The organism is Marivita sp. (assembly GCF_020055635.1).
Lineage (GTDB): Bacteria > Pseudomonadota > Alphaproteobacteria > Rhodobacterales > Rhodobacteraceae > Marivita.
The window spans coordinates 13,623-34,479 of the sequence record NZ_JAIPUT010000002.1 but is presented as its reverse complement, the minus strand read 5'-3'; the positions used below and the strand labels follow the sequence as shown (position 1 = coordinate 34,479).

Here is a 20,857-nt window from a genome sequence, read left to right as displayed (position 1 = left end):
TCCTCACAACTCGGCACGCGGGCGACGGCTGAAAAACAAGTCCCGCAGGATCACCTCGCTCATTTCCGGGTTCTCGAAAATCAGGTCGATCCAGAGTTTCTCGACCCGCTTCTCGTTCAGTTTCGTGTAGGCCAGATCGAATTCGACGGCGAGCGTCCGGTCGTTCAGCGGCAGTTCCCGCACGATTTGTTCGGTGTTGGGGCCGTGTTGGACATTCAGCCGGGCAAAGATTTCCAGTGGCCTCTCCAGCTCGACGATGACATCGAAGCGGATCAGATGTTTGCGCTTGAGATCATGCGCGGCGGCCGGCGGAAGGTCGATCACCAGGGACAGGTACGAGCCGTCGAAACGAAAGACATCAAGTCGCAGACCATAGGCCGCCAGATCATCGGCGCTGGTGTTGCGCAGCTGGCGCAGCGTCAGTTCGGATTGGGCGCAGTCGTGAAACAGCGTCACCTCGCGCCCCAGCATGGATTTGTTCTCGACCGACGAGATACCTTGCACCGGCAACGGGCCGCACCACGCTTCGGGGCGCCACGACCAGTCCGCGTCATAGGGGACCGGCACCGCCTGGTTGCCGACGACGGGAAGCGCGAGGCGGTCGTCGGCGACATGGATCAGTTCATCGAGATGGTATTTCATCCGGCGGGCCGCCGCCCGGTTGCGCCGTAATTCGCGCAAATCTGCATAGCGCGCGGTTTCGGCCCAGCGGCGGAACCGCCTGAGCGCGGATTGCTGGATCACACGGTCAAGCAGACCGGGTTTCATCTCCGACATGAGCTGCTCGCTCCTGCAAATATGCGTCCGGCGTTTTTCTGGCCGGTTCCCCGTTTTTATCACAGATCCCGCAATCGTAATAAACGGTCAAGTCGCGGGACCGGAGGATCAGTTGCAGATTGCGACTGTTCTGCACTGGGCTAGGTGCCTGCCTCGGATCTAGCGCGGATGCGTGAAGAAACCGTGTTCAGGAATGCGGCCCCCTGCGCGCCGGTCAAGGGGCTGTTCCGAGGCGCGTAAAGCGTGACACCGATCAGATGGTCGCCCAGCACGAACGCCCCGCGCCAATGGCGCGGATCGCTTCCGTCGAACGCCGATGCGCCGCCGCTTGCCATCTGGCCCACGCTCAGCGCGCTGAGTTCGCGGCTGTTCAAAAGCTCGGTCCCCAGCGCGCCGGCAAGATCGGAGGGTGAGGGCGCGACGCCGTTTGCACGGCTCACCGTGACCGTCACGAGACCCGGCTCCACCTGCGGACCGTGCTGGCCCCCGGTCAGGATGTTGCAGCTTGCGATGGCCGCGAAACCGCCACTTGCCGCGCGGCGCAATGTTGTCCGGTCGATGCAGTAGCCGTCCGGACCCGAAACCGTGATGCGCCCACTTGCCAATGTCGCGGACAGCAGTGGCGCCGGACCCGTTTGCACCGACGGGTCCACCAGGGACATGCTGCCGAACGGCGCCGTATCGTTGCAACCAAGCAGCAATACCGCGCCCAGAAGCGCGGTGCCGATCGGTTTCAAAATGGCTGTCACAGATCGCAATACTGGTGTTTTTCGCCTTCGGCTCCCGGATGCGTGACAGCGCCCTTGTAGGTCGGGCCGACAAGCTTGGCGAATTTCCAGATCGCACCGGAGGTGTAGATGGTTTCACGCGGGCCGGTCCAGTCGGCCTTGCGCTGTTCCAGCTCGTCGTCCGACAGGTCCACGCTGAGTGATCCGTTGACGGCGTCGATGGTGATCATGTCGCCGTTTTTCAGCAGTCCGATCGGACCGCCAAGGGCGGCTTCGGGGCCGACATGGCCGACACAGAACCCGCGCGTCGCCCCGGAGAACCGTCCATCGGTGATCAGCGCGACCTTCTTGCCCATACCCTGACCCGACAGCGCCGCCGTTGTCGCCAGCATTTCACGCATGCCGGGGCCACCGGCGGGGCCTTCGTTGCGGATCACCAGGACCTCGCCCTCTTCGTAGGACCGCGCCTTGACGGCGGCGAAGGCGTCTTCCTCGCATTCAAAGACGCGGGCCGGGCCGGTGAAGACCTGGCCTTCGGCCGAAATGCCAGCGACTTTGACGATGGCGCCTTCGGGGGCAAGGTTGCCCTTGAGGCCCACAACGCCACCGGTCTTGGTGATCGGGTTTTCGATCGAATAGATCACCTTGCCATCCGCCTCGCGCGCGATGCGGTCCAGCTCTTCGCCGATGGTGCGGGTGGAGGCGGTGATGCAATCCTCGTGGATCAGGCCCGCCTTGCGCAGTTCCTTCATCACGACGGGGATCCCGCCAGCGTCGTAAAGATCCTTGGCGACATAGGTGCCGCCGGGCTTGAGGTCGACGAAATAGGGCGTGTCGCGGAAGATCTCGCAGACATCCTCAAGGTAGAATTCGATCCCGGCCTCGTGCGCGATGGCAGGAAGGTGCAGGCCGGCATTGGTCGATCCGCCGGTACACGCCACGACGCGCGCGGCGTTTTCCAGCGCCTTGCGGGTCACGACGTCACGCGCCTTGATGTTCTGCTCGATGAGATCCATGACCGCGCGGCCCGACGCCTCGCCATATTGATCGCGGGATTCGTAGGGTGCCGGCATGCCCGACGAATTGAACAGCGCCAGACCGATCGCTTCGGAAACACAGGCCATGGTATTGGCCGTGAACTGTCCCCCGCAGGCCCCGGCAGACGGGCACGCGACGCGTTCGAGCATGTCGAGCGCCGCATCGGACATTTCGTTGTTCTGGTGTCGCCCGACCGCTTCGAACATGTCCTGCACGGTCAGGTCACGGCTACGGAAATCCTCGGGGATCTCGTCGACCTGCGGCGCACGCCCCGGAAGGATCGACCCACCGTAGATGAAGACCGACGGCACGTTGAGACGCACCATCGCCATCATCATGCCGGGCAGGGACTTGTCGCAGCCGGCAAGTCCCACAACCGCGTCATAGGAGTGGCCCCGCATCGTCAGTTCGACCGTGTCGGCAATCGCTTCGCGCGACGCCAGCGAAGACCGCATGCCCTCGTGGCCCATCGCGATGCCGTCGGTGACGGTGATCGTGGTGAATTCACGCGGCGTTCCGGACGCGTGCTTGACGCCCATCTTCACCGCCTGCGCCTGACGGCTCAAAGCGATGTTGCAGGGGGCGGCCTCGTTCCAGCAGGTGGCAACGCCGACCAGAGGCTGGTGGATTTCTTCCTCGGTCATGCCCATCGCGTAGTAATACGACCGGTGCGGCGCGCGCTCGGGTCCTTCGGTGACATGGCGGCTCGGCAGTTTCGACTTGTCGAATGGACGCTTGAGCATGACGCTCCTCCCTGAAATCTTGCTTGGATCCGGAATAACGAAGGGGTGAGACCTGCACAAGAGATTGCGGAACGGGCGTGCAAGCCATTTCGAAATGGCTTGAAGGAAGCGCGTTCGAACGCGCTTTGGACGCGGTTTGGAAACCGCGTGGGCAACGGCTTTCGAAAGCCGTTCCTACCGATCGAACATCGTTGCGGCAGCGTAGGCCGGAGCAAGCAACGCGCGGCGCGCCGACCCTAGCGGGAAGCGCCCGGGCGGCTGCGACACGAAGCGCGGGACCGGACCCCGAAAATGGCGCCCCAGAACCGTATCGGCCAGCCGCGCGCCAAGGTAGCTGCCCATTGCGACGCCGTTGCCGTGATACCCGAGCGCGGCGTAGACGCCCGGCATCTCGGGAACGGCACCGGCAAAAGGTGTCAGACCGCGCATCAGGCAGACCAGACCGGACCATTCATGGGTGATGTCGATCTCCTGCCAGTGCGGGAACAGCTGGTGGAAATCGGCACGGATTTTCCGGGCAAGCGCCGCTTCGGACCGTCGCGTCGCGCGCAGGCCACCCCGCATGCCGAACAGGAAGCGACCATCCGGCATGAGCCGGAAATAATGCAGCAGAAGCCGGCTGTCATAGCACATCTGATCGCTCGTCCAACCCTGACGGGCTTGCTCGCTTTCGGTGATCGGCCGGGTCACGATGATCGACGATTGCACCGGCAGGTACCGGGCGCGCAACCATCCGGGCACGTCTTCCGAGGAGTAGCCGTTTGTGGCAAGGATCACGGTGTTGGCGGTGAGTGTTCCGCTCGGCGTCGTTACGCGCCATCTCCCGCCTTTCGGGGCAAGGGTCAGCGCCGGACTCCGGCAGAAAACCGCAGTACCGGCGGCTTGGACCGCGTCGCGCAGACCGGCGTGATATTTGCCCGGATCGAGGGCGAAGCCGATCGGGGTGGTCATGCCGCCATGGAATTGCCCGGCAAGGCCCTGCTCGGCCAGTTTTTCTCGACCGAAGACGTCCGGGGTCACGCCATGATCCCGTTCGACCTGTGGCACCGAAGCCCGCATCGCGGTGAAGGCCCGCGGGGTATGGGCGAGGCATGTCTCGCCTGCGGAATGGGTGTCGGCGGCGATTGCGTGACGGTCGAGCAGATCGCGCACATGCGCCACCGCTGCCCGTTCGGCGGCATGCCAAAGGCTGCGTTCATCCGTGCCGTGTCGTCTTTCCACAGCGGCGCCGCCAAGTTTGGAACCGCCAAGACAGCAGAACCCGCCATTGCGGCCCGACGCGCCCCAACCAGGGTGTTCGGCATCCAGGACGGTGACCCCGACCCCGGCCTCGGCCAGTGCCAGCGCGGCGTTGAGACCGGTGAAGCCGCCGCCGATCACCGCCACCTCGGTCACGTGATCACCTTCCAGCCGGGAATAGTCGACCGGCGGCGCGGTTTCGCGCCACCAGCAGGCGGTCGGGGTTTGATACGCCGCCGCTTCGTAGATGCGCCTCATGCCGGGCGTTCGGCCATGCGTTCGTCGCGCGCCTGCCGGACCGCCGCTTGTTTGGTGACAAGTGATGCCGTGATGACGCCGACGGTGACGATGGCGATCATGATGGTGGACAGCGCGTTGATTTCCGGGCTGACGCCCAAGCGCACCGCCGAGAAGATCTTGATCGGCAGGGTCGTCGCTGACGGACCCGTGGTGAAACTGGCAATCACCAGATCATCCAGCGACAGGGTAAAGGCCAAAAGCCAGCCCGAGATCACCGCAGGCGCGATGATCGGCAGGGTCACGAGCCGGAACGCCTCGAATGGCGAACAGCCCAGATCGAGCGCCGCTTCCTCGAGCGACTGGTCGAAGCTGACAAGGCGCGAGGAGACAACGACGGAGACATAGCACATCGAGAAGGTCGTGTGGGCCAACACGATGGTCAGAACGCCCCGGTCCAGACCGATGCCGATGAAAAGCAGCAGCAGCGACAGGCCGGTGATGACTTCGGGCATCACCAGTGGCGCATAGATCATGCCCGAGAACAGCGTGCGCCCCGAAAACCGTCCGGCGCGCACCAGCACGTAGGCCGCCATCGTGCCCAGCACCGTGGCGATGGTGGAACTCATCACCGCGACCTTGATCGTGACCCAAGCGGCGTTCAGGAATTCCTCGTTGCGGATGAGTTCCCCGTACCACTGGGTCGAGAACCCGGCCCAGACGGTCACCAGCTTGGACTCGTTGAAGCTGTAGACCACCAGGATGATCATCGGCACGTAGAGAAACGCGAAACCCAGCGTGAGAGCGGTTGCGTTGAACCAGGAAAAGCGTCTCATCCCTCGGCCTCGCGCTGTTTCTGTTCGTTGCGCTGGAACAGGATGATCGGGATCACGAGGATCAGGAGCAGGATCACTGCCACCGCCGAGGCCACGGGCCAGTCGCGGTTCGAGAAGAATTCCTCCCAAAGGACCTTGCCGATCATCAGCGTGCCCGAGCCCCCCAGCAGCGACGGGATCACGAATTCCCCGATCACCGGGATGAAGACCAGGAAACATCCCGCGATGATGCCGTTCTTCGATAGCGGAATGGTCACCAGCCAGAACGCGCTCATGCGGGAACAGCCGAGGTCTTCGGCGGCTTCGAGAAGGCTGTCATCCATGCGTTCCAGCGCCGAATAGATCGGCAGGATCATGAACGGCAGGTAGGTATAGACGATGCCGATATAGACGGCGGTGTTGGTGTTGAGGATCGTCAGCGGTTCATTGATCACCCCGAGCCACAGCAGGAACTGGTTCAGCAGACCCTCGTTCGCCAGGATGCCCATCCACGCATAGACCCGGATCAGGAAACTGGTCCAGAAGGGCAGGATCACCAGCATCAGAAGCGTCGGGCGCCATTCGGGCGCGGATCGCGCCATGGCATAGGCGATCGGATAGCCGACCAGCAGCGTCAGAAGCGTTGAGATCAGCGCAATCTGAAGCGAACTGAGATAGGCCTTCCAGTACAGATCGTCGGTCGTCAGGAAGCGGAAATTCTCGAAATCGAGCGCGGCAAAGAAGGATCTGATCCCCTCCCATCCAGCGGACAGATCGAGTTGCGGCATGTAGGGCGGCCGCGCCAGCGCGATATCGGACAGGGATATCTTGAGGACGATGAGAAACGGGATCAGGAACAGCGCGACGAGCCACAGGTAGGGCACCGCGATGAGGAGGAACCGGCGCATTCCCTAACGCTCCAACAGGACACCGGCGGTGTCCGTCCAGCTGATCCAGACCGGATCTTCCCACGTGATCTGTCGCCGCGACAGGCGCCTAGTGTTGGCCGTTTGCGCCTTGATGACATGGCCTGTGGGCAATTCGACGTGGTAGGTCGAAATGTTGCCGAGATAGGCGATGTCGAGGACTTTGCCCGCGATCTTGTTGGCGGCATCCTGCGGCTCTTCGGCGCTGATGGCGACCTTTTCGGGCCGGATGGCGAAATGGATCTCCTGACCATCGGCAAAGGGCAAGGATGTCGTGCCGATGATGTCGGGCTGATGCTCGGCCCATCTGACCGCCACCTTGTCGCCCTCCGGCTTGGCGCGCCCCGAGATGATGTTCACGTCCCCGATGAAGTCGGCCACGTAGACCGAATTCGGCGCCTCGTAGATCTGCGCGGGGGTGGACACCTGGATGATGCGCCCTTCGTCCATCACGGCCACGCGGCTTGCCACGGTCATTGCTTCTTCCTGGTCGTGAGTCACGATCACGAAGGTGGTGCCGGTCTTTTCCTGGATGTCCATCAGTTCGAACTGGGTGTCCTGGCGCAGCTTCTTGTCAAGCGCGCCCAGCGGTTCGTCCAGCAAAAGCAGTTTCGGTGCCTTGGCCAGCGAACGCGCTAGCGCGACACGCTGACGCTGACCGCCGGAAATCTGGTGCGGTTTGCGCTTGGCAAACTTGCTGAGCCGCGTAAGCCGCAGCATTTCCTCGACCCGCGCCGCAATCTTGTCCTTGTCCTTGCCCTCGCGCTTGAGGCCGAAGGCGATGTTGTCCCACACCGACAGGTGCGGAAACAACGCGTAGGACTGGAACATCATGTTGACCGCGCGCTTGTTGGGTGGAACACGCGCCATGTCCTGACCGGCAATCAGGATTTGCCCCTCTGTCTGGGCTTCGAACCCGGCCAGCATCCGCATCATCGTCGTCTTGCCGCAGCCCGAGGGGCCAAGAAGGGCAAAGAACTCCTTTTCGAAGATGTCCTGCGTCAGATCGTCGATGGCGGTAAAATCGCCGAACCGCTTGGTCACGTTCTTGAACTGGATCAGCGGCTTTTCCGTGGGATCTTCCCACGGAGCGAAAACGGTTTGGGCCACTCGGCACCTCCGGGTCGGAAGGAGAATCCGGCGGAGGGCGTCCGCCGGATTTGAGAGCAGGTCGGATCAGGTCCCGGATTTGACCGAGGTCCACATCCGCGTCAGGTTCCGCTGTTCGCGCGGCGGGAATGGCGTGACCGTGTAAAGGTTTTCCAGCGTCGATTCATCCGGATAGATCGCCGTGTCGTTGATCACGTCGTCGATCAGGAATTCCTGGGACGCCTTGTTTCCGTTGGCGTAATAAACGTAGTTCGACGCGGCAGCCATGTTTTCCGCGTCCATGATGAAGTTCAGGAAGGTGTGCGCCGCGTCCGGGTTGGGGGCGTCGACCGGGATGGCCATCTGGTCGAACCACATCAGCGCACCTTCGGTGGGCGCATTATAGGCCACTTCCACGCCATTGTCCGCTTCCGCGGCGCGGTCACGTGCCTGAAGGATATCACCGGACCAGCCGAAGGCCACGCAGATATCCCCGTTCGCCAGCGCATTGATATACTCGGAACTGTGGAATTTCTGGACATAGGGACGCACGGCCGACAGCACTTCTTCTGCCTTGGCAAGGGCTTCTTCGTCCTTGAGATCCGGATCCATGCCCGCATAGGTCAGCGCGGCCGGGATCATCTCGGTCGGTGCGTCCAGGAAATGCACGCCGCATTCGGACAGCTTTTCCATGTTCTCCGGGTTGAAGACCAGCTCGAGCGACGAGATCGGGGCGTCCTCGCCGAGGACTTCCTTGACCTTGTTGACGTTCACGCCGATGCCCGTGGTGCCCCACATGTAGTTGATCGAATACTCGTTGCCCGGATCATACTGTTCGGTGCGTTCTTCGATGGCTTCCCACATGTTGTCGAGGTTCGGCAGCTTGGATTCATCCAGCTTCTGGAACGCGCCGGCCTGGATCTGGCGTTGCAGGAACGTGCCTGTCGGCACGACGACGTCATAGCCCGACCCACCGGCCAGCATCTTTGTTTCCAGCAATTCGTTGCTGTCGAACACGTCGTAGATCAGGTCGATCCCGGTTTCTTCCTCGAACTTCGTGAGAAGCTCTTCGTCGATATAGTCAGACCAGTTGTAGACGCGCACTTCGTCGGCATGAGCGATTGACGCCAGCAGTGCGGCACCTGCGGTCATGGTCAGCAGATGGGTTTTCATGAAAGTCTCCCGTTGATCCTCGGGCGCTTGCGGCCCAATGGATTTGAATTTGATCAAATCTTGCCCGATCTGGCAATAGCTGAGATGGTTTCATGCCCGCCGGGATCGTGCAAGATGGCTTGTCAGAAGCGGGTTTTCAGGCAATGTGCCCAAGGAAGCGGCAGTCAGCGAGGGATGGGATGACCAGTCAGAGACCTGTCAAAGCTTACGCCGAGGCAACCGGACTGCCGGCGCATGAGGTGGTTTACCGCAGGTTGCGCGACCAGGTGCTGTTCGGAGAGTTCGAACCGGGCCAGCCGGTCACGATCCAGGGATTGACCGAGTCCCTCGGCGTCGGCATGACCCCGGTCCGCGAGGCTTTGCGTCGGCTGACCGCCGAAGGGGCGCTGGAATTCCTGGGCAACCGGCGGATCGCCGTGCCGGTGCTCGATCACCGGGCGATCGACGAATTGACCGTTGCGCGCAAAGCGCTCGAACCAGAACTGGCGCGACGGGCAGCCGGCAACGCCACGCGTGATGACATCAACAGGCTGACCGAAATCGACACGCGTCTCGACGCGGCGATCCGGCGCGGGGATGTCGGGCAATACCTGATCGAAAACCACCGGTTCCACGCCGATCTCTACGCCTTGGCAACAGCGCCGATCCTGTCGGAAATGGTGCTCAGGCTTTGGCTGCGGTTCGGCCCGTCGCTGCGCGTGGTCTGCGGTCAATTCGGCACGCGAAACCTGCCGGATCGTCACAAGGATGTGCTTGCGGCGCTTTCGGTTGGCGACGGCGCGGCGGCGGCAGAGGCGATGTTGGCCGACGTGGTTCAGGGAATGGAACAAATCCGCCAGGGATTGTCCTGATTCGATTGACTCGGAATAATTTGATCATATTTTGACGGCAACCTTTCAGCGAGGATTTGTCCAATGGCCTTGATCACCAACCACATGCCCACTTCCGAATTGCAGGCGCTCGATTCCGCGCACCACATGCATCCGTTCACGCATGGTGCCGGGCTTAGCCAGAAAGGCGCCCGCGTCATCACACGCGCCGATGGCGTCTGGCTCAATGACAGCGACGGCAATCGCATTCTGGACGCCATGGCCGGGCTGTGGTGCGTGAATATCGGCTATGGCCGCAAGGAACTGGCACAGGCTGCGGCCCGCCAGATGGAAGAGCTTCCGTATTACAACACGTTTTTCCAGACGACCCATGTGCCCGCGATCGCGCTGTCGCAAAAACTGGCGGAACTGTCGCCGGACGGGTTCAACCAGACCTTCTTCGCCGGTTCCGGTTCCGAAGCGAACGACACCAATCTGCGTCTGGTCCGGACCTACTGGGCCGAAAAGGGTCAGCCCGAGCGCAACATCGTGATCTCGCGGTGGAATGCCTATCACGGCTCCTCGGTCGGCTCTGGATCATTGGGCGGCATGAAGGGCATGCACATGCAGGGCGGCTTGCCGATCCCCGACATCCACCATATCGACCAGCCGAACTGGTGGTCCGAAGGCGGCGACATGACCCCCGAGGAATTCGGCCTTGAACGCGCGCGGCAACTGGAAGCGGCCATCGAGGAATTGGGTCCAGACCGCGTGGCAGCCTTCATCGCCGAACCGGTGCAGGGCGCTGGCGGCGTCATTATTCCGCCGGAAACCTACTGGCCCGAGATCCAGCGGATCGTCGACAAATACGGCATCCTGCTGATTGCCGACGAGGTGATCTGCGGCTTTGGCCGGACCGGCAATTGGTTCGGAAGCCAAACCATGAACATCCGTCCGCACATCATGACGATCGCCAAGGGTCTGTCCTCGGGCTATCAGCCGATCGGCGGGTCGATCATCTGTGACGACGTGGCCGAGGTCATCAATTCGGTCGAATTCAATCACGGATACACCTATTCCGGCCACCCGGTGGCCTGCGCTGTGGCGCTGGAAAACCTGCGTATCCTTGACGAAGAAGGCATCGTGACCCGCGTTCGCGAGGAGACCGCGCCTTATCTGAAGCAGAAGTTCGAGAGCCTTGCGGAACATCCGCTGGTGGGCGAGGCCAAGATCATCGGGATGATGGGATCACTTGCACTGACGCCCGACAAGGCATCCCGTGCCCCGTTCGAGGCAGATGCCGGCACGGTCGGGTTCATCTGCCGCGAACGGTGCTTTGCCAACAACCTCGTGATGCGCCATGTCGGAGACCGGATGATCATCTCGCCGCCGCTGGTGATCTCCAAGGACGAGATCGACATGCTGATCGCCCGCGCCTGGCAGTCGCTCGACGAATGTCACGCGCAGCTGAAGAATGACGGGTTGATGAAAGCGCAGGTGGCAGCCTGACGCGCCTGAACCGACAAGGGATCTGGGGAAACGCTTGAAGGCGTTTCAGCCCTTGGTCAGCGTATGCTCGTATCTCTGGCGCGCCACGGCTTCATGCGCCTCGGCCTTGCGGTTGTCCGCAAGGCAGGTCTCCACGTAGGACAGGTGATCGACCACGGCCCTGCGCGCGGCCTCGGGCTCGCGGGCCTGCAAGGCGTCGTTGATCGCGCGGTGCTGATCCAGAAGCGTCGCGCGGGTTGTCTTCTGGCGGAACATGATCTGACGGTTGTAGAACACGCCTTCGCGCAGAAGCTGGTACATCGATCGCATCATGTGGAGCATGATGACATTGTGGCTGGCTTCGATGATCGACAGGTGGAATTCCGCATCAAGTGATGCCTCGTCCGCCGGGTTGCGTTTCTGATGCGCGGCTTCCATCCGCTCGAAAACCGTGTTGATGACCTTGAGATCCGTGTCCGACGCCAATCGCGCGGCGCGTTCGGCGGCCAGCCCTTCCATGTCCTTGCGAAAGGACAGGTAGTCCAGGACCGCTTCGTCATGGTTGGCAAAAAGCTGGATCAAGGCATCCGAGAACGCCGATCCAAGCACATCCGCAACAAAGACCCCGGCGCCAGCCCGGCTTGTCAGCAGGCCACGCTCCGAAAGGTCGGCGATGGATTCCCGCAAGGACGGGCGCGACACGTTCAGACGCTCGGCGAGTTCGCGTTCAGAGGGCAGCCGTTCGCCCGGGCGCAGGATGCCCTGGAGGATCAGCTTTTCGATCTGTCGCGTGACCGAAGTGGACAGCTTTTCTGGCGTGACGGGTTGAAAGGGCATCGGACTCGCAATCTGCGTTGGATTGGTCAAACAATATGACCAAATCACCCGGCAAACAAGTTACCACCGCGAAAGCGCATCCTCGTCTTCGTCCTTGGCGGACACCCAACCGGTTTCCCCGGTGGTCGCATGTTCCTTTTTCCAGAACGGCGCGCGGGACTTGAGGTAATCCATCAGGTATTCCGCCGCCTCGAACGCGTCCTTGCGGTGCGGTGCGGCGGTGGCCACCATCATGATCTTTTCACCCGGCTCCATGCGGCCATAGCGGTGGATCACCAGAACGTCCCCCAGAGACCAGCGCGTGCGGGCCTCTTCCGCGATGGTTTCCAGCGCCTTCCGGGTCATGCCGGGATAATGTTCGATCTCCATCGCATCCAGCCCGCCATCGCCGAAATCGCGAACGATCCCGGTGAAAGTGACGACAGCCCCCATGTCATGCCGACCGTTGGCGAATGCCTCGGCCTCGGCCCCCATGTCGAAAGGCGTGTCCTGAACGACAATGCGCACCGGTCCTAGCCTCCTGTCATCGGCGGGAAGAACGCAACTTCCCGCGCGTCCTTGATCGATGCATCGAAATCGGTCAGCTCCTGATCGACGGCAACGCGCAGCGCGCTCAGGTCCGAGAAGGCCAGATCGTAGCGTTCCTCGCGCGCGCGCAATTCCGCCACCAGATCGGCCACCGTTGCCGCATCCGTGGTCACCTTTTCCTTCGGCAGTCCAATCCGTTCTCGGACCCATGCGAAATAAAGAACGTCCATTTGGTCAATCCTTCAGAAACGGAACCGCTTTGCGAAAGTAATCCCATCCGGTCACCACGGTCAGGAACGCCGCGATCCACAGCAGCACCAATCCGATGGTCCCCGCCCAGATCATGCCGGCGTGCTTCCACCAGAGACCATGCAGGTCTTCGATTTCACCAGCCATCACACCCTCGAATATCTCGGGGCTCATGCCCATCGCAGACATTCCGAGATAGTGTTCGAAGACGCCCTGCGCAAACAAAACCGCAATCGCGATCATCTGGAGCGTCGTCTTCCACTTGGCAAGCGGTGTCACCTTGAGCGTGCCCGCCGTATCCCCCAGAAATTCGCGCAGACCGGAAACGAACACTTCCCGGAACAGGATGAACGTCGCAGGCAGCACCAGCCAGGGCGACATCGACGAATAACCCACGATCACCATCAGCGCGATCACCACCATCGCCTTGTCTGCGATCGGGTCAAGCATCGCGCCCAGTTTGCTTTCCTGCTTCCAGGCCCGCGCGAGATACCCGTCGAACCAGTCCGTCACCGCAGCCAGCACGAAAAGCACCAGGGCAAACCAGTCCGCCGCCGGGCGCGCGAAGTAGAGAAACATCAATGCGACTCCGGGCGCCGCGGCCAGACGCAGGACAGTCAGGATGTTGGGCACTGTCATATTCATGTCTCTTTACCTATCGCGCCCGTTGCGGACTGAAAAGACGAGGTTTGATTGTTTTCCGAACTCGCCGCGGGCAATCCGGCGCCGGAGAGGCAAAATCGGCGGCGCATCGCGCTCTTGATGGCCCGCCGCAGACCTGAAAGACAGAATCAAGACCCATGTCGGCCGGGATGTGCCCGGACCTTCAGTCGCGCGGGGTGGTGCGACGGCCAAGCAAATCCACATAGCGGGCCCGCGCCGGAGGCAACGGCTTGCCCACCTGGTCCGACGCCAGCTTGTGCTCAAGGAAGTACCCGGTCACCGCCAGCGCCTCCACGACCTCCGCATCTGTCGCAGCGCCTTCGCCTTTCAGGGCATCGGGCAAGGGAAGCAAGCGGTCCGCCCACTCCCCCGCCCCCTTGGCCGACACGGCCCGACCCGATTTCGGAGACACGTAAGCCAGACCGTCCGTCACCCCGGTGACTGCACAACATCTCAGGTCGAGGCCATATCCCATTTCGTCAAGCAACACTGTCTCCCAACGAAGATAGGCCAGCGCCCAAAGGTCGGACTGGTCCAGCAGGTCGAGAAGGTTCTGCGTGTCGGCATATAGCGCCGGATGAGCTTCACGCTCCGGAAGGACGAAGGCCAGCATCGACAGCACCGCGTTCAAGCCTGCCAATATCGTCCGGTCCTGCATCGCGATCGCCGCCCGCGAGCGTTGAAGCTCGACGGTGAAACTGCCGAGGTGGTCCTCCAGACGGGCACGCCACGCAAGATCAAGCTGGGCTCCGGGTTGCAGGATCGGCGCCACCCTGCGGGACGCCCCGCCCCGCACCACGCCCGCGTGCCGTCCGCGTTCCGGCGTGAAGACGTCGATGATCATCGAACTTTCGCCATGCCGGCGGCTGCTCAGAAGGATACCCGTGTCACGCCAGTCCATGTTGAGACACTAGCCCGACAGCCCGTCTTCATCCAGCAGGTGCCGACCGGCGCGGTCTTCGACCTCGATCACCCAAAGGTCGCTGTCAAAGCTGCGTTGTCTGGCGATGCTGGCGTCGACATCCGCCTCGGCCCCGTCTGCCAGAACCTGCCAGGCGCGGTCGCCGGTCATCATGTCATATTGGCGCACAAACGCCTTGGCCTGACCGTCAAGCGTGTTGAGCTTGACCAGAATGGCCCCGGCGGTGTCGTCGCCATGCGCCGTGACGAAGGCCGGGATGTCAAAGAGCGACAGGCGGCGCAAGTAGGCCTGCACCCAGAACCCGCTGGCCAGCCGGGCCTCAGCCATTGCCGTCCTTGAAATCGAGACCCATCTCGGAATAGCGCTCGGCCTCGTCGAGCCATTTCTCGCGGACCTTCACCTGCATGAAGAGGTGGATGCGGCGGCCCAGGAACTCTTCAAGCTCCTCGCGCGCGGCCTTGCTGATTGCCTTGATGGTCTCGCCCTTGTTGCCCAGAACGATCCCCTTATGACCATCGCGGATCACATAGATGATCTGGTCGATCCGCGCCGATCCGTCGTCGCGCTCTTCCCAGTGCTCGGTCTCGACCGTCAACTGGTAGGGCAATTCCTGGTGCAGGCGCAGGGTCAGCTTTTCGCGGGTCATCTCGGCGGCGATCATGCGCAGCGGCAGATCCGCGATCTGGTCTTCGGGATAGAGCCACGGGCTTTCAGGAAGTTCGGCGGCCAGCCATTTGCGCAGATCCTTGACCCCATGTCCCTTTTCGGCCGAGATCATGAAGCTTTCCGTGAAGGGAAACTTCTCGTTCATCTCCTTGGTCAGCTTCAGCAGATGCTGCGCCTCGACGCGGTCGATCTTGTTGATGGCCAACGCGACAGGGCGTTTGCCCACCACTTCGCCAAGGTTCTCGAGGATCGCCTCGACCCCTTCGGTGATCCCACGATGCGCTTCGATCAACAGCACGACGATATCGGCATCCGATGCGCCGCTCCAGGCGGCAGCGACCATTGCGCGGTCAAGACGGCGGCGCGGCTTGAACAGGCCCGGCGTGTCCACAAGAACGATCTGGGCATCGCCCTCGATGGCAACGCCGCGAATGCGGGCGCGGGTGGTCTGCACCTTGTGGGTGACAATCGACACTTTCGCGCCGACCATCTGGTTGGTCAGCGTGGACTTGCCCGCATTGGGCTCTCCGATCAAAGCGACGAATCCGGCGCGCGTGGTCATTGGCTGTCCTGTCCTTGAGGTCGTCCGCGCATAGCGGATTTCATTTGGCTTGACCAGTGACCACCACACCCGCGCCGAGGCTTTCGGAACTCCGATCACACCGCAGCGTTCAACGCCACAAGACCCAATGACCCAGCCACGACCAAGGAGATTCTGAAATGTCCGATCCCGTCACGCTTCATGTCGAGGAGCATTCCGCCCTCGGGCGTCCGGTGGTCCTGATCCACGGCTGGCCCCTGTCATCCGCCGCTTGGGAGCATCAGATCGACGCCCTGACCGAAGAAGGCTACCAGGTCATCGCTTATGACCGTCGTGGGTTCGGGAAGTCGGACAAGCCCGGCACCGGGTTCGACTATGATACGTTGGCCGAAGACCTGTCGAGGCTGATGGATGACCGCGACCTGCGCGATGTCACACTGGTCGGCTTTTCCATGGGCGGGGGTGAAGTTGCGCGCTATGTCGGCAACCACGGTCAGGACCGGCTCAGAAGCGTCGTGTTCGCCGCCGCCGTGCCGCCGTTCCTGATGCAGGGCGAGGACAATCCCGACGGCCCGCTCACGCAAGAGGCCGCCGACGAGTTCGAACGGGCCCTGAAGTCGGATCGCGACGCCTTCTTCGACGATTTCACACGGCAGTTCTTTTCGGCGGGTGACGACCTGAAAGTGTCCGAAGAGGAACGGCAAAAGGCACTGTCGCTCTGCAAGCAATCAAGCGAAGCGGCCGCATTGGGCTGCATGCAGGCTTGGGCGACAACAGACTTCCGCGAGGACCTGAAGAAGATCAAGGTGCCCTCGCTTGTCCTGCATGGCGATGCGGACGGGATCGTGCCGATCGAAGGGTCAGGCCAGCGCACGCATGAGATGGTCGCCGGAAGCCAGATGCACGTGATCGAAGGCGCGCCCCATGGCTGCAATGTCAGCCATGCGCAGGACTTCAACACGGCGCTGGTTTCGTTTCTCAAGGAGACCGACAAATCGCCCCTGCCGGTCTGACAGACGGGACTCACTGCGCAGGCGCGCGCCCGACCCTGCGGCCACTCCGGATCAATGTGTAGGTTCCGCTGCCGACGATCAGCGCCGCTCCGATCAGGGTGAACGCGTCCGGGCGCTCACCGAAGAAGAAGTACGCGAAGACCAACGCGATCAACAGTCGGGAATAGCGGAACGGCGCCACCACCGACACCTCTCCGCTTCGCATCGCCTTGGTCAAGGCGCTGTACCCGATCAACCCGGCCAACCCGGTTCCCATCAGCATCAGAAGCGCGGGCACGGTCGGCGCAGCCAATGGCGCGCTTTCGAAGACCGTGATCACGACACCCGCGACAAAGACCATGACAAACCCGAGAATGCCAAGCTGCGTTGCCGTCACCTCGGGGGGGCTGGCGCGCGTCATGAGATCGCGACCGGCAAAGCCGATCATGCCCAGAACGGCAAAGATCACCGTTGCATCGAATCCCGATGGTGTCGGTCTCAGGATCAGCAGCACACCGGCAAACCCGATCGTCATCGCCACCCAGCGACGCAGACCGACCTGCTCCTTGAGCACGAGCGCCGCGCCCAATGTCACCACCAGAGGCGCCGCCTGCAGAATGGCCGAGGTGGTGGAAAGCGGCACGTAAGCCAGACTGAGCGCAAAGAACAAACGGCCCAGGATCTCGAAGCCGGACCGGATCAGCAATGGTCCTTCGATATAGGCGCGGCGCAGGATCGTTTCCTTTCGCCACAGCGCATAGAGAACGAAAAAGCTGGTGCCGAAGATGCCGAACAGCATGGTTCCGACGCCCGGCGACACACCTGCGCTGCCGGTTGCCGCCTTGAAAAACGCGTCTTCCACCGCGAAGCCCAGCATGGCAAGCACCATGAAAAGGCTGCCGCGCAGGTTGTCGCTCAAGACTGGCTCGCTTCCAATGTGGCAAGCAGGGCCTTTGCCGCCGCCTGCTCGGCCAGACGTTTCGACCCGGCACGTGCTTCGGCCGAATTGCCGTTCTCCAGCCGGGCCGCGATGACGAAATTCGGCGCATGATCCGGACCGTCGCGCGAGACCTCTGTATAGGACGGTGGCGGCATGCCACGCGCCTGCGCCCATTCCTGAAGCGCGGTCTTCGCGTCGCGCGCATCCGACTCGACCGACCCGATCCGCGCGCCCCAAAGGCGCAGGATCATGTCCTTGGCCACGTCAAAGCCGGCATCCAGATAGACCGCCGCAATGACGGCTTCCATCGCGTCGCCCAGCAAGGCCTGCTTGCGGCGCCCGCCCGACAACATTTCCGACCGCCCCAGTTTCAGCGCCGCGCCAAGGTCGAGTTCGCGCGCCACATCGGCACAGGTTTCCTTGCGCACCAGCGCATTGAACCGCGGCGCAAGCTGACCCTCCGAGGCCGCCTTGTCCTTGGCCAGAAGCGCCTCTGCCATGACGAGGCCCAAAACCCTATCGCCCAGAAACTCGAGCCGCTGGTTGTCTTCGCGATTGGCTCCGGCACGCGAGGAGTGCGTGACCGCGCGCACGAGCAGTTCAGGGCGGTCGAACCGGTGTCCCAAGCGCGTCGACAGCGCCTGAAGGTCAGCCGCCAGCTTCATTACTCGATCTTCTCGAAAAAGCGGTCGCCCCGCCATGTCCAGAAGAACAGCATCGACGACCCGGCAGAGGAGAAAACCACCCGGTTGGCCTTGCCGACAAGGTTCTCGAACGGCACGAAACCGACGCCCCCTGCCACGCTGGGCACACGGCTGTCGGAGGAATTGTCCCGGTTGTCACCCATCATGAAATAGTGGCCTTCGGGAACGGAATAGACCGGCGTGTTGTCCGATCCCTGGTTGCCGATATTGAGAACAGAATGCGTCGTGCCGCCCGGCAGGGTTTCCAAAAACCGCTCTTTCAAGCAGGTGCCCCCGGTGCCGACGGGACCATTGGCGCAGCGCGGTCGCAGGCGCTGCGGTCCCTGCGGCATCGCGGTTTCCTCGAACGCAGGCTGCGGTTCAAGTTCGACGCTTTCGCCATTGATGTGCAGAACGCCCCGGATCATCTGGATCTCGTCGCCCGGAAGACCGATCACCCGCTTGATGAAATCGCGCCCCGTGACGGGGTGGCGGAACACCGCAACGTCACCGCGTTCCGGCTCGGACCCGAACAGGCGGCTGTTGTCCCCATCGGCCCAGCCGCAAATGTCGGACGCGTCGATGTCGATCCCGAAGGCGGGCAGGTACAGCGACGGGCAGGAAGCGTAGGAATAGCCATAGGACATCTTGTTCACGAACAGGAAATCCCCGATCAGCAGCGTGTCCTTCATCGACCCGGACGGGATCCAGAAGGGCTGGAAGAACAGCGTCCTGAAGACCCCTGCGATCAGAAGCGCATAGACGATGGTCTTGATCGTTTCGACGATACCACCGCCTTTTTTGGTTTCAGACGCCATGTTCCTGCCTTTTGCTCGATTGTCCCGCGCTACATGAGCGGGGGCGGGGCGGGTGTCAAGCCAAGCGGGCGTTACTTGGGGCGCGCCTCGATCAGTACGGTGGCCTGCGCCCAGGGGTGGTCATCGGTGAGCGTGACGTGAATGATCGCCTCATGGCCCGGCGGGGTCAGTGCATCAAGGCGGGCCTTCGCCCATCCGGTGACCTCCATCACGGGTTGCCCGGTATGCAGGTTGCGCACCGACATGTCCTTCCACGCGATCCCCATGCGCAGACCGGTGCCGAGCGCCTTAGAACACGCCTCCTTCGCGGCCCAGCGCTTGGCATAGGTGCCCGCCACGTCGCGGCGGCGTTCGGCCTTGCGCTGTTCGGTTTCGGTAAAGACGCGATTGCGGAACCGGTCGCCAAACCGTTCGAGCGTTCCGGCGATGCGGTCGATATTGGCCAAATCCGTTCCGATGCCGATGATCATGCGCTGTCTCCTGTCGCCTCGAACATGGGAAAGCTGACGCCCAGCGCCCAGGCCAGAATGATGCCCAGCGCGATCCCCGCCACCAACGGCCCGGCGCGTTTGCCGAAGGCCCGCCCCATCGTGCCATGGACAAGGAAAAACAGAACGATCACCGGCGCGATGATGATCAAGAAGAACAATCCCTCGAAATCAAGCGCGACGGCAATGCCCAGTGACACCAGAAGCGCCACCCGAGCCGAGATGCGGCGCCACACCGACGCCTTCCACACCAGGTGCGCGTCGGCGACCATGAAAGGTACCGCGCCGACGATCAGGGCGGCAATGATCGGAAGCCGTTCGACGATGGGAAAGAAATTCGCGCCATACCTGTCAAGCGCGAACCCGAACACGCCGATGCCCCAGATCAGCAACGCAAGGATGGCCAGGCTCATGGCACGCATATTGGTCCAGCCAAGCACGAATGGGCCCCACAACACCCGCTGCATGAGCAGGCTCAGCAGACCGAAAATGCCCAGATGGATGGCCAGATAATCCGCGACAAGCACCGGCAGCAGGCCGAAATCGAGCGGCATCGCGAGGAACGGCGTGAGGATCGCGGGAACCGCCAGCGTTCCGGTATAGCGCCAGATGCTCGGCTGCTGATTTGCAGGCAGGTCCGCTTGCGTCAGGATCAGGCGAGCCAAGGGTGCCGACAGGATGGTGATCGCCGCCATCAGACCCAGAAAGGCCCAGCCCGTCGGAGGCACAGACGCGGTGGCGTCGCGTCCATAGTACCGGTTCAACCATGCCAGCGCGTCGGCCCGCCCGACCCGCGATTGCAGGATCGACACATGCTCGGTCCACGGCGCATATCGCGCAGAGCGCAGAACCTCGCCATCACGAACGGTGTCGCCCTCGTCGGCCTCCGGCGCGACCATCCGAAGCGCGGTCACGCCGAATTCCCGCAAATGCGGTTCCCATTGCCCGGCGATGAGCAACATGTCTTCCGGGTGGTCTTCGGTCACCGCCTGCGAAAACGCCGACAGAAGCACGATCGGACCAGCCTCGACCTCGGCCGCGACCCGGATGAGCACATCCGTCGCCATGGAATGACCCAGAAGGGCGACCGGTTGCTCTCCTGCCACGTCCTCGATGACCCGCCGGGTCTGATCCATGAGCAGCCGCGTCGTGCCCTCGATCTGCGTCACGTCCCCGGACATCGGGTCCGGATGCATGCCATGGCCTTCGAAATCGAACATGTGCACCCGGTATCCCGCCCGAGCAAGGACCAGCCCGTAGCCCTGCATCATCTCGCGCGAACCGGCAAAGCCGTGGGCCACCACCACGTTGGGCCCATCCGCGCCATCGCGCGTCAGGGTGGTGACGGGCGTGTCGCCCACTTTCCGGTCGGTAAAGGTGATCCCGGACCGCGCGGCCTCCAGCACGTAAAGCGACACCGCTGCCACCAGCAGCGCGAGAAGTGTGAGGACCGGCCGCGCCATAAAGC

General features: G+C 62.5%; 23 protein-coding genes. 3 read left to right on the top strand and 20 right to left on the bottom strand.

Annotated elements, in window-relative coordinates:
- Positions 1–3: 3 nt before the first annotated feature.
- From LCF60_RS01340 to LCF60_RS01305, 8 genes are all read right to left on the bottom strand, one after another.
- A complete protein-coding gene (locus LCF60_RS01340; protein ID WP_292289214.1) occupies positions 4–777 on the bottom strand; it encodes a DUF6478 family protein in 774 nt (257 codons plus the stop codon).
- A 140-nt stretch (positions 778–917) separates the two neighbouring features.
- A complete protein-coding gene (locus LCF60_RS01335) occupies positions 918–1,526 on the bottom strand; it encodes a dihydroxy-acid dehydratase (protein ID WP_292289213.1) in 609 nt (202 codons plus the stop codon).
- Complete coding sequence (ilvD, locus tag LCF60_RS01330) at positions 1,523–3,286, bottom strand: dihydroxy-acid dehydratase (RefSeq protein WP_292289212.1); 1,764 nt, start codon at positions 3,284–3,286, stop codon at positions 1,523–1,525. Before ilvD ends, LCF60_RS01335 begins: the two co-directional genes overlap by 4 nt.
- 174 nt (positions 3,287–3,460) lie before the next feature.
- On the bottom strand, positions 3,461–4,783 hold the full coding sequence (locus LCF60_RS01325) for an FAD-binding oxidoreductase (protein WP_292289211.1): 1,323 nt from the start codon (positions 4,781–4,783) through the stop codon (positions 3,461–3,463).
- Positions 4,780–5,598: an ABC transporter permease subunit gene (locus tag LCF60_RS01320; protein WP_292289210.1), complete on the bottom strand. Its 819-nt coding sequence runs from the start codon at positions 5,596–5,598 to the stop codon at positions 4,780–4,782. Before LCF60_RS01320 ends, LCF60_RS01325 begins: the two co-directional genes overlap by 4 nt.
- On the bottom strand, positions 5,595–6,485 hold the full coding sequence (locus LCF60_RS01315) for an ABC transporter permease subunit (protein WP_292289209.1): 891 nt from the start codon (positions 6,483–6,485) through the stop codon (positions 5,595–5,597). Before LCF60_RS01315 ends, LCF60_RS01320 begins: the two co-directional genes overlap by 4 nt.
- A gap of 3 nt (positions 6,486–6,488) precedes the next feature.
- Positions 6,489–7,613 (bottom strand): ABC transporter ATP-binding protein, encoded by a 1,125-nt coding sequence (locus LCF60_RS01310; RefSeq protein ID WP_292289208.1) that lies wholly within the window; start codon positions 7,611–7,613, stop codon positions 6,489–6,491.
- A gap of 66 nt (positions 7,614–7,679) precedes the next feature.
- Complete coding sequence (locus LCF60_RS01305; RefSeq protein WP_292289207.1) at positions 7,680–8,765, bottom strand: polyamine ABC transporter substrate-binding protein; 1,086 nt, start codon at positions 8,763–8,765, stop codon at positions 7,680–7,682.
- Between the two features lie 179 nt (positions 8,766–8,944).
- Here LCF60_RS01305 and LCF60_RS01300 point away from each other — a divergent pair, with 179 nt between their 5' ends.
- Both LCF60_RS01300 and LCF60_RS01295 read left to right on the top strand, forming a co-directional pair.
- Entirely contained in the window at positions 8,945–9,616 is a 672-nt protein-coding gene (locus tag LCF60_RS01300) for a GntR family transcriptional regulator (RefSeq protein WP_292289206.1), read from the top strand.
- 63 nt (positions 9,617–9,679) lie between these two features.
- Positions 9,680–11,083 (top strand): aspartate aminotransferase family protein, encoded by a 1,404-nt coding sequence (locus tag LCF60_RS01295; RefSeq protein ID WP_292289205.1) that lies wholly within the window; start codon positions 9,680–9,682, stop codon positions 11,081–11,083.
- Positions 11,084–11,128: 45 nt separating this feature from the next.
- On the opposite strand, the gene LCF60_RS01290 is transcribed toward LCF60_RS01295, so the two are convergent.
- The 7 genes from LCF60_RS01290 to era form a co-directional block, all read right to left on the bottom strand.
- Positions 11,129–11,899, bottom strand: a complete 771-nt coding sequence (locus LCF60_RS01290) for an FCD domain-containing protein (RefSeq protein ID WP_292289204.1) — start codon at positions 11,897–11,899, stop codon at positions 11,129–11,131.
- 60 nt (positions 11,900–11,959) lie between these two features.
- Complete coding sequence (locus tag LCF60_RS01285; protein WP_292289203.1) at positions 11,960–12,406, bottom strand: molybdenum cofactor biosynthesis protein MoaE; 447 nt, start codon at positions 12,404–12,406, stop codon at positions 11,960–11,962.
- Positions 12,407–12,411: 5 nt separating this feature from the next.
- A complete protein-coding gene (gene moaD / locus LCF60_RS01280; protein ID WP_292289202.1) occupies positions 12,412–12,657 on the bottom strand; it encodes a molybdopterin converting factor subunit 1 in 246 nt (81 codons plus the stop codon).
- Between the two features lie 4 nt (positions 12,658–12,661).
- Positions 12,662–13,321 carry a CDP-diacylglycerol--glycerol-3-phosphate 3-phosphatidyltransferase gene (pgsA, locus tag LCF60_RS01275; protein ID WP_292289201.1) on the bottom strand — a complete coding sequence of 220 codons (660 nt, stop codon included), beginning with the start codon at positions 13,319–13,321 and terminating at the stop codon, positions 12,662–12,664.
- Between the two features lie 181 nt (positions 13,322–13,502).
- Positions 13,503–14,240, bottom strand: a complete 738-nt coding sequence (recO, locus tag LCF60_RS01270) for a DNA repair protein RecO (RefSeq protein WP_292289200.1) — start codon at positions 14,238–14,240, stop codon at positions 13,503–13,505.
- A 9-nt stretch (positions 14,241–14,249) separates the two neighbouring features.
- Positions 14,250–14,588: a DUF1491 family protein gene (locus LCF60_RS01265; protein WP_292289199.1), complete on the bottom strand. Its 339-nt coding sequence runs from the start codon at positions 14,586–14,588 to the stop codon at positions 14,250–14,252.
- Positions 14,581–15,489 carry a GTPase Era gene (era, locus tag LCF60_RS01260; RefSeq protein ID WP_292289198.1) on the bottom strand — a complete coding sequence of 303 codons (909 nt, stop codon included), beginning with the start codon at positions 15,487–15,489 and terminating at the stop codon, positions 14,581–14,583. The genes LCF60_RS01265 and era overlap by 8 nt, the downstream gene beginning before the upstream one ends.
- A gap of 158 nt (positions 15,490–15,647) precedes the next feature.
- Here era and LCF60_RS01255 point away from each other — a divergent pair, with 158 nt between their 5' ends.
- Positions 15,648–16,481, top strand: coding sequence for an alpha/beta hydrolase (locus LCF60_RS01255; RefSeq protein WP_292289197.1), 834 nt, complete (start codon positions 15,648–15,650; stop codon positions 16,479–16,481).
- Positions 16,482–16,491: 10 nt separating this feature from the next.
- Here the strand turns inward: LCF60_RS01255 and LCF60_RS01250 are convergent, their stop codons facing one another.
- The 5 genes from LCF60_RS01250 to LCF60_RS01230 all read right to left on the bottom strand — a co-directional run bounded on the left by LCF60_RS01250 (position 16,492) and on the right by LCF60_RS01230 (position 20,852).
- Positions 16,492–17,379, bottom strand: a complete 888-nt coding sequence (locus tag LCF60_RS01250; protein ID WP_292289196.1) for a DMT family transporter — start codon at positions 17,377–17,379, stop codon at positions 16,492–16,494.
- Positions 17,376–18,065, bottom strand: a complete 690-nt coding sequence (gene rnc, locus LCF60_RS01245) for a ribonuclease III (RefSeq protein WP_292289195.1) — start codon at positions 18,063–18,065, stop codon at positions 17,376–17,378. Before rnc ends, LCF60_RS01250 begins: the two co-directional genes overlap by 4 nt.
- Positions 18,065–18,901, bottom strand: coding sequence for a signal peptidase I (gene lepB / locus LCF60_RS01240; RefSeq protein WP_292289194.1), 837 nt, complete (start codon positions 18,899–18,901; stop codon positions 18,065–18,067). The genes rnc and lepB overlap by 1 nt, the downstream gene beginning before the upstream one ends.
- Before the next feature lie 71 nt (positions 18,902–18,972).
- Positions 18,973–19,371 carry a holo-ACP synthase gene (gene acpS, locus LCF60_RS01235; RefSeq protein ID WP_292289193.1) on the bottom strand — a complete coding sequence of 133 codons (399 nt, stop codon included), beginning with the start codon at positions 19,369–19,371 and terminating at the stop codon, positions 18,973–18,975.
- Positions 19,368–20,852 carry an alpha/beta fold hydrolase gene (locus LCF60_RS01230; protein WP_292289192.1) on the bottom strand — a complete coding sequence of 495 codons (1,485 nt, stop codon included), beginning with the start codon at positions 20,850–20,852 and terminating at the stop codon, positions 19,368–19,370. The genes acpS and LCF60_RS01230 overlap by 4 nt, the downstream gene beginning before the upstream one ends.
- Between the last annotated feature and the right edge of the window lie 5 nt (positions 20,853–20,857).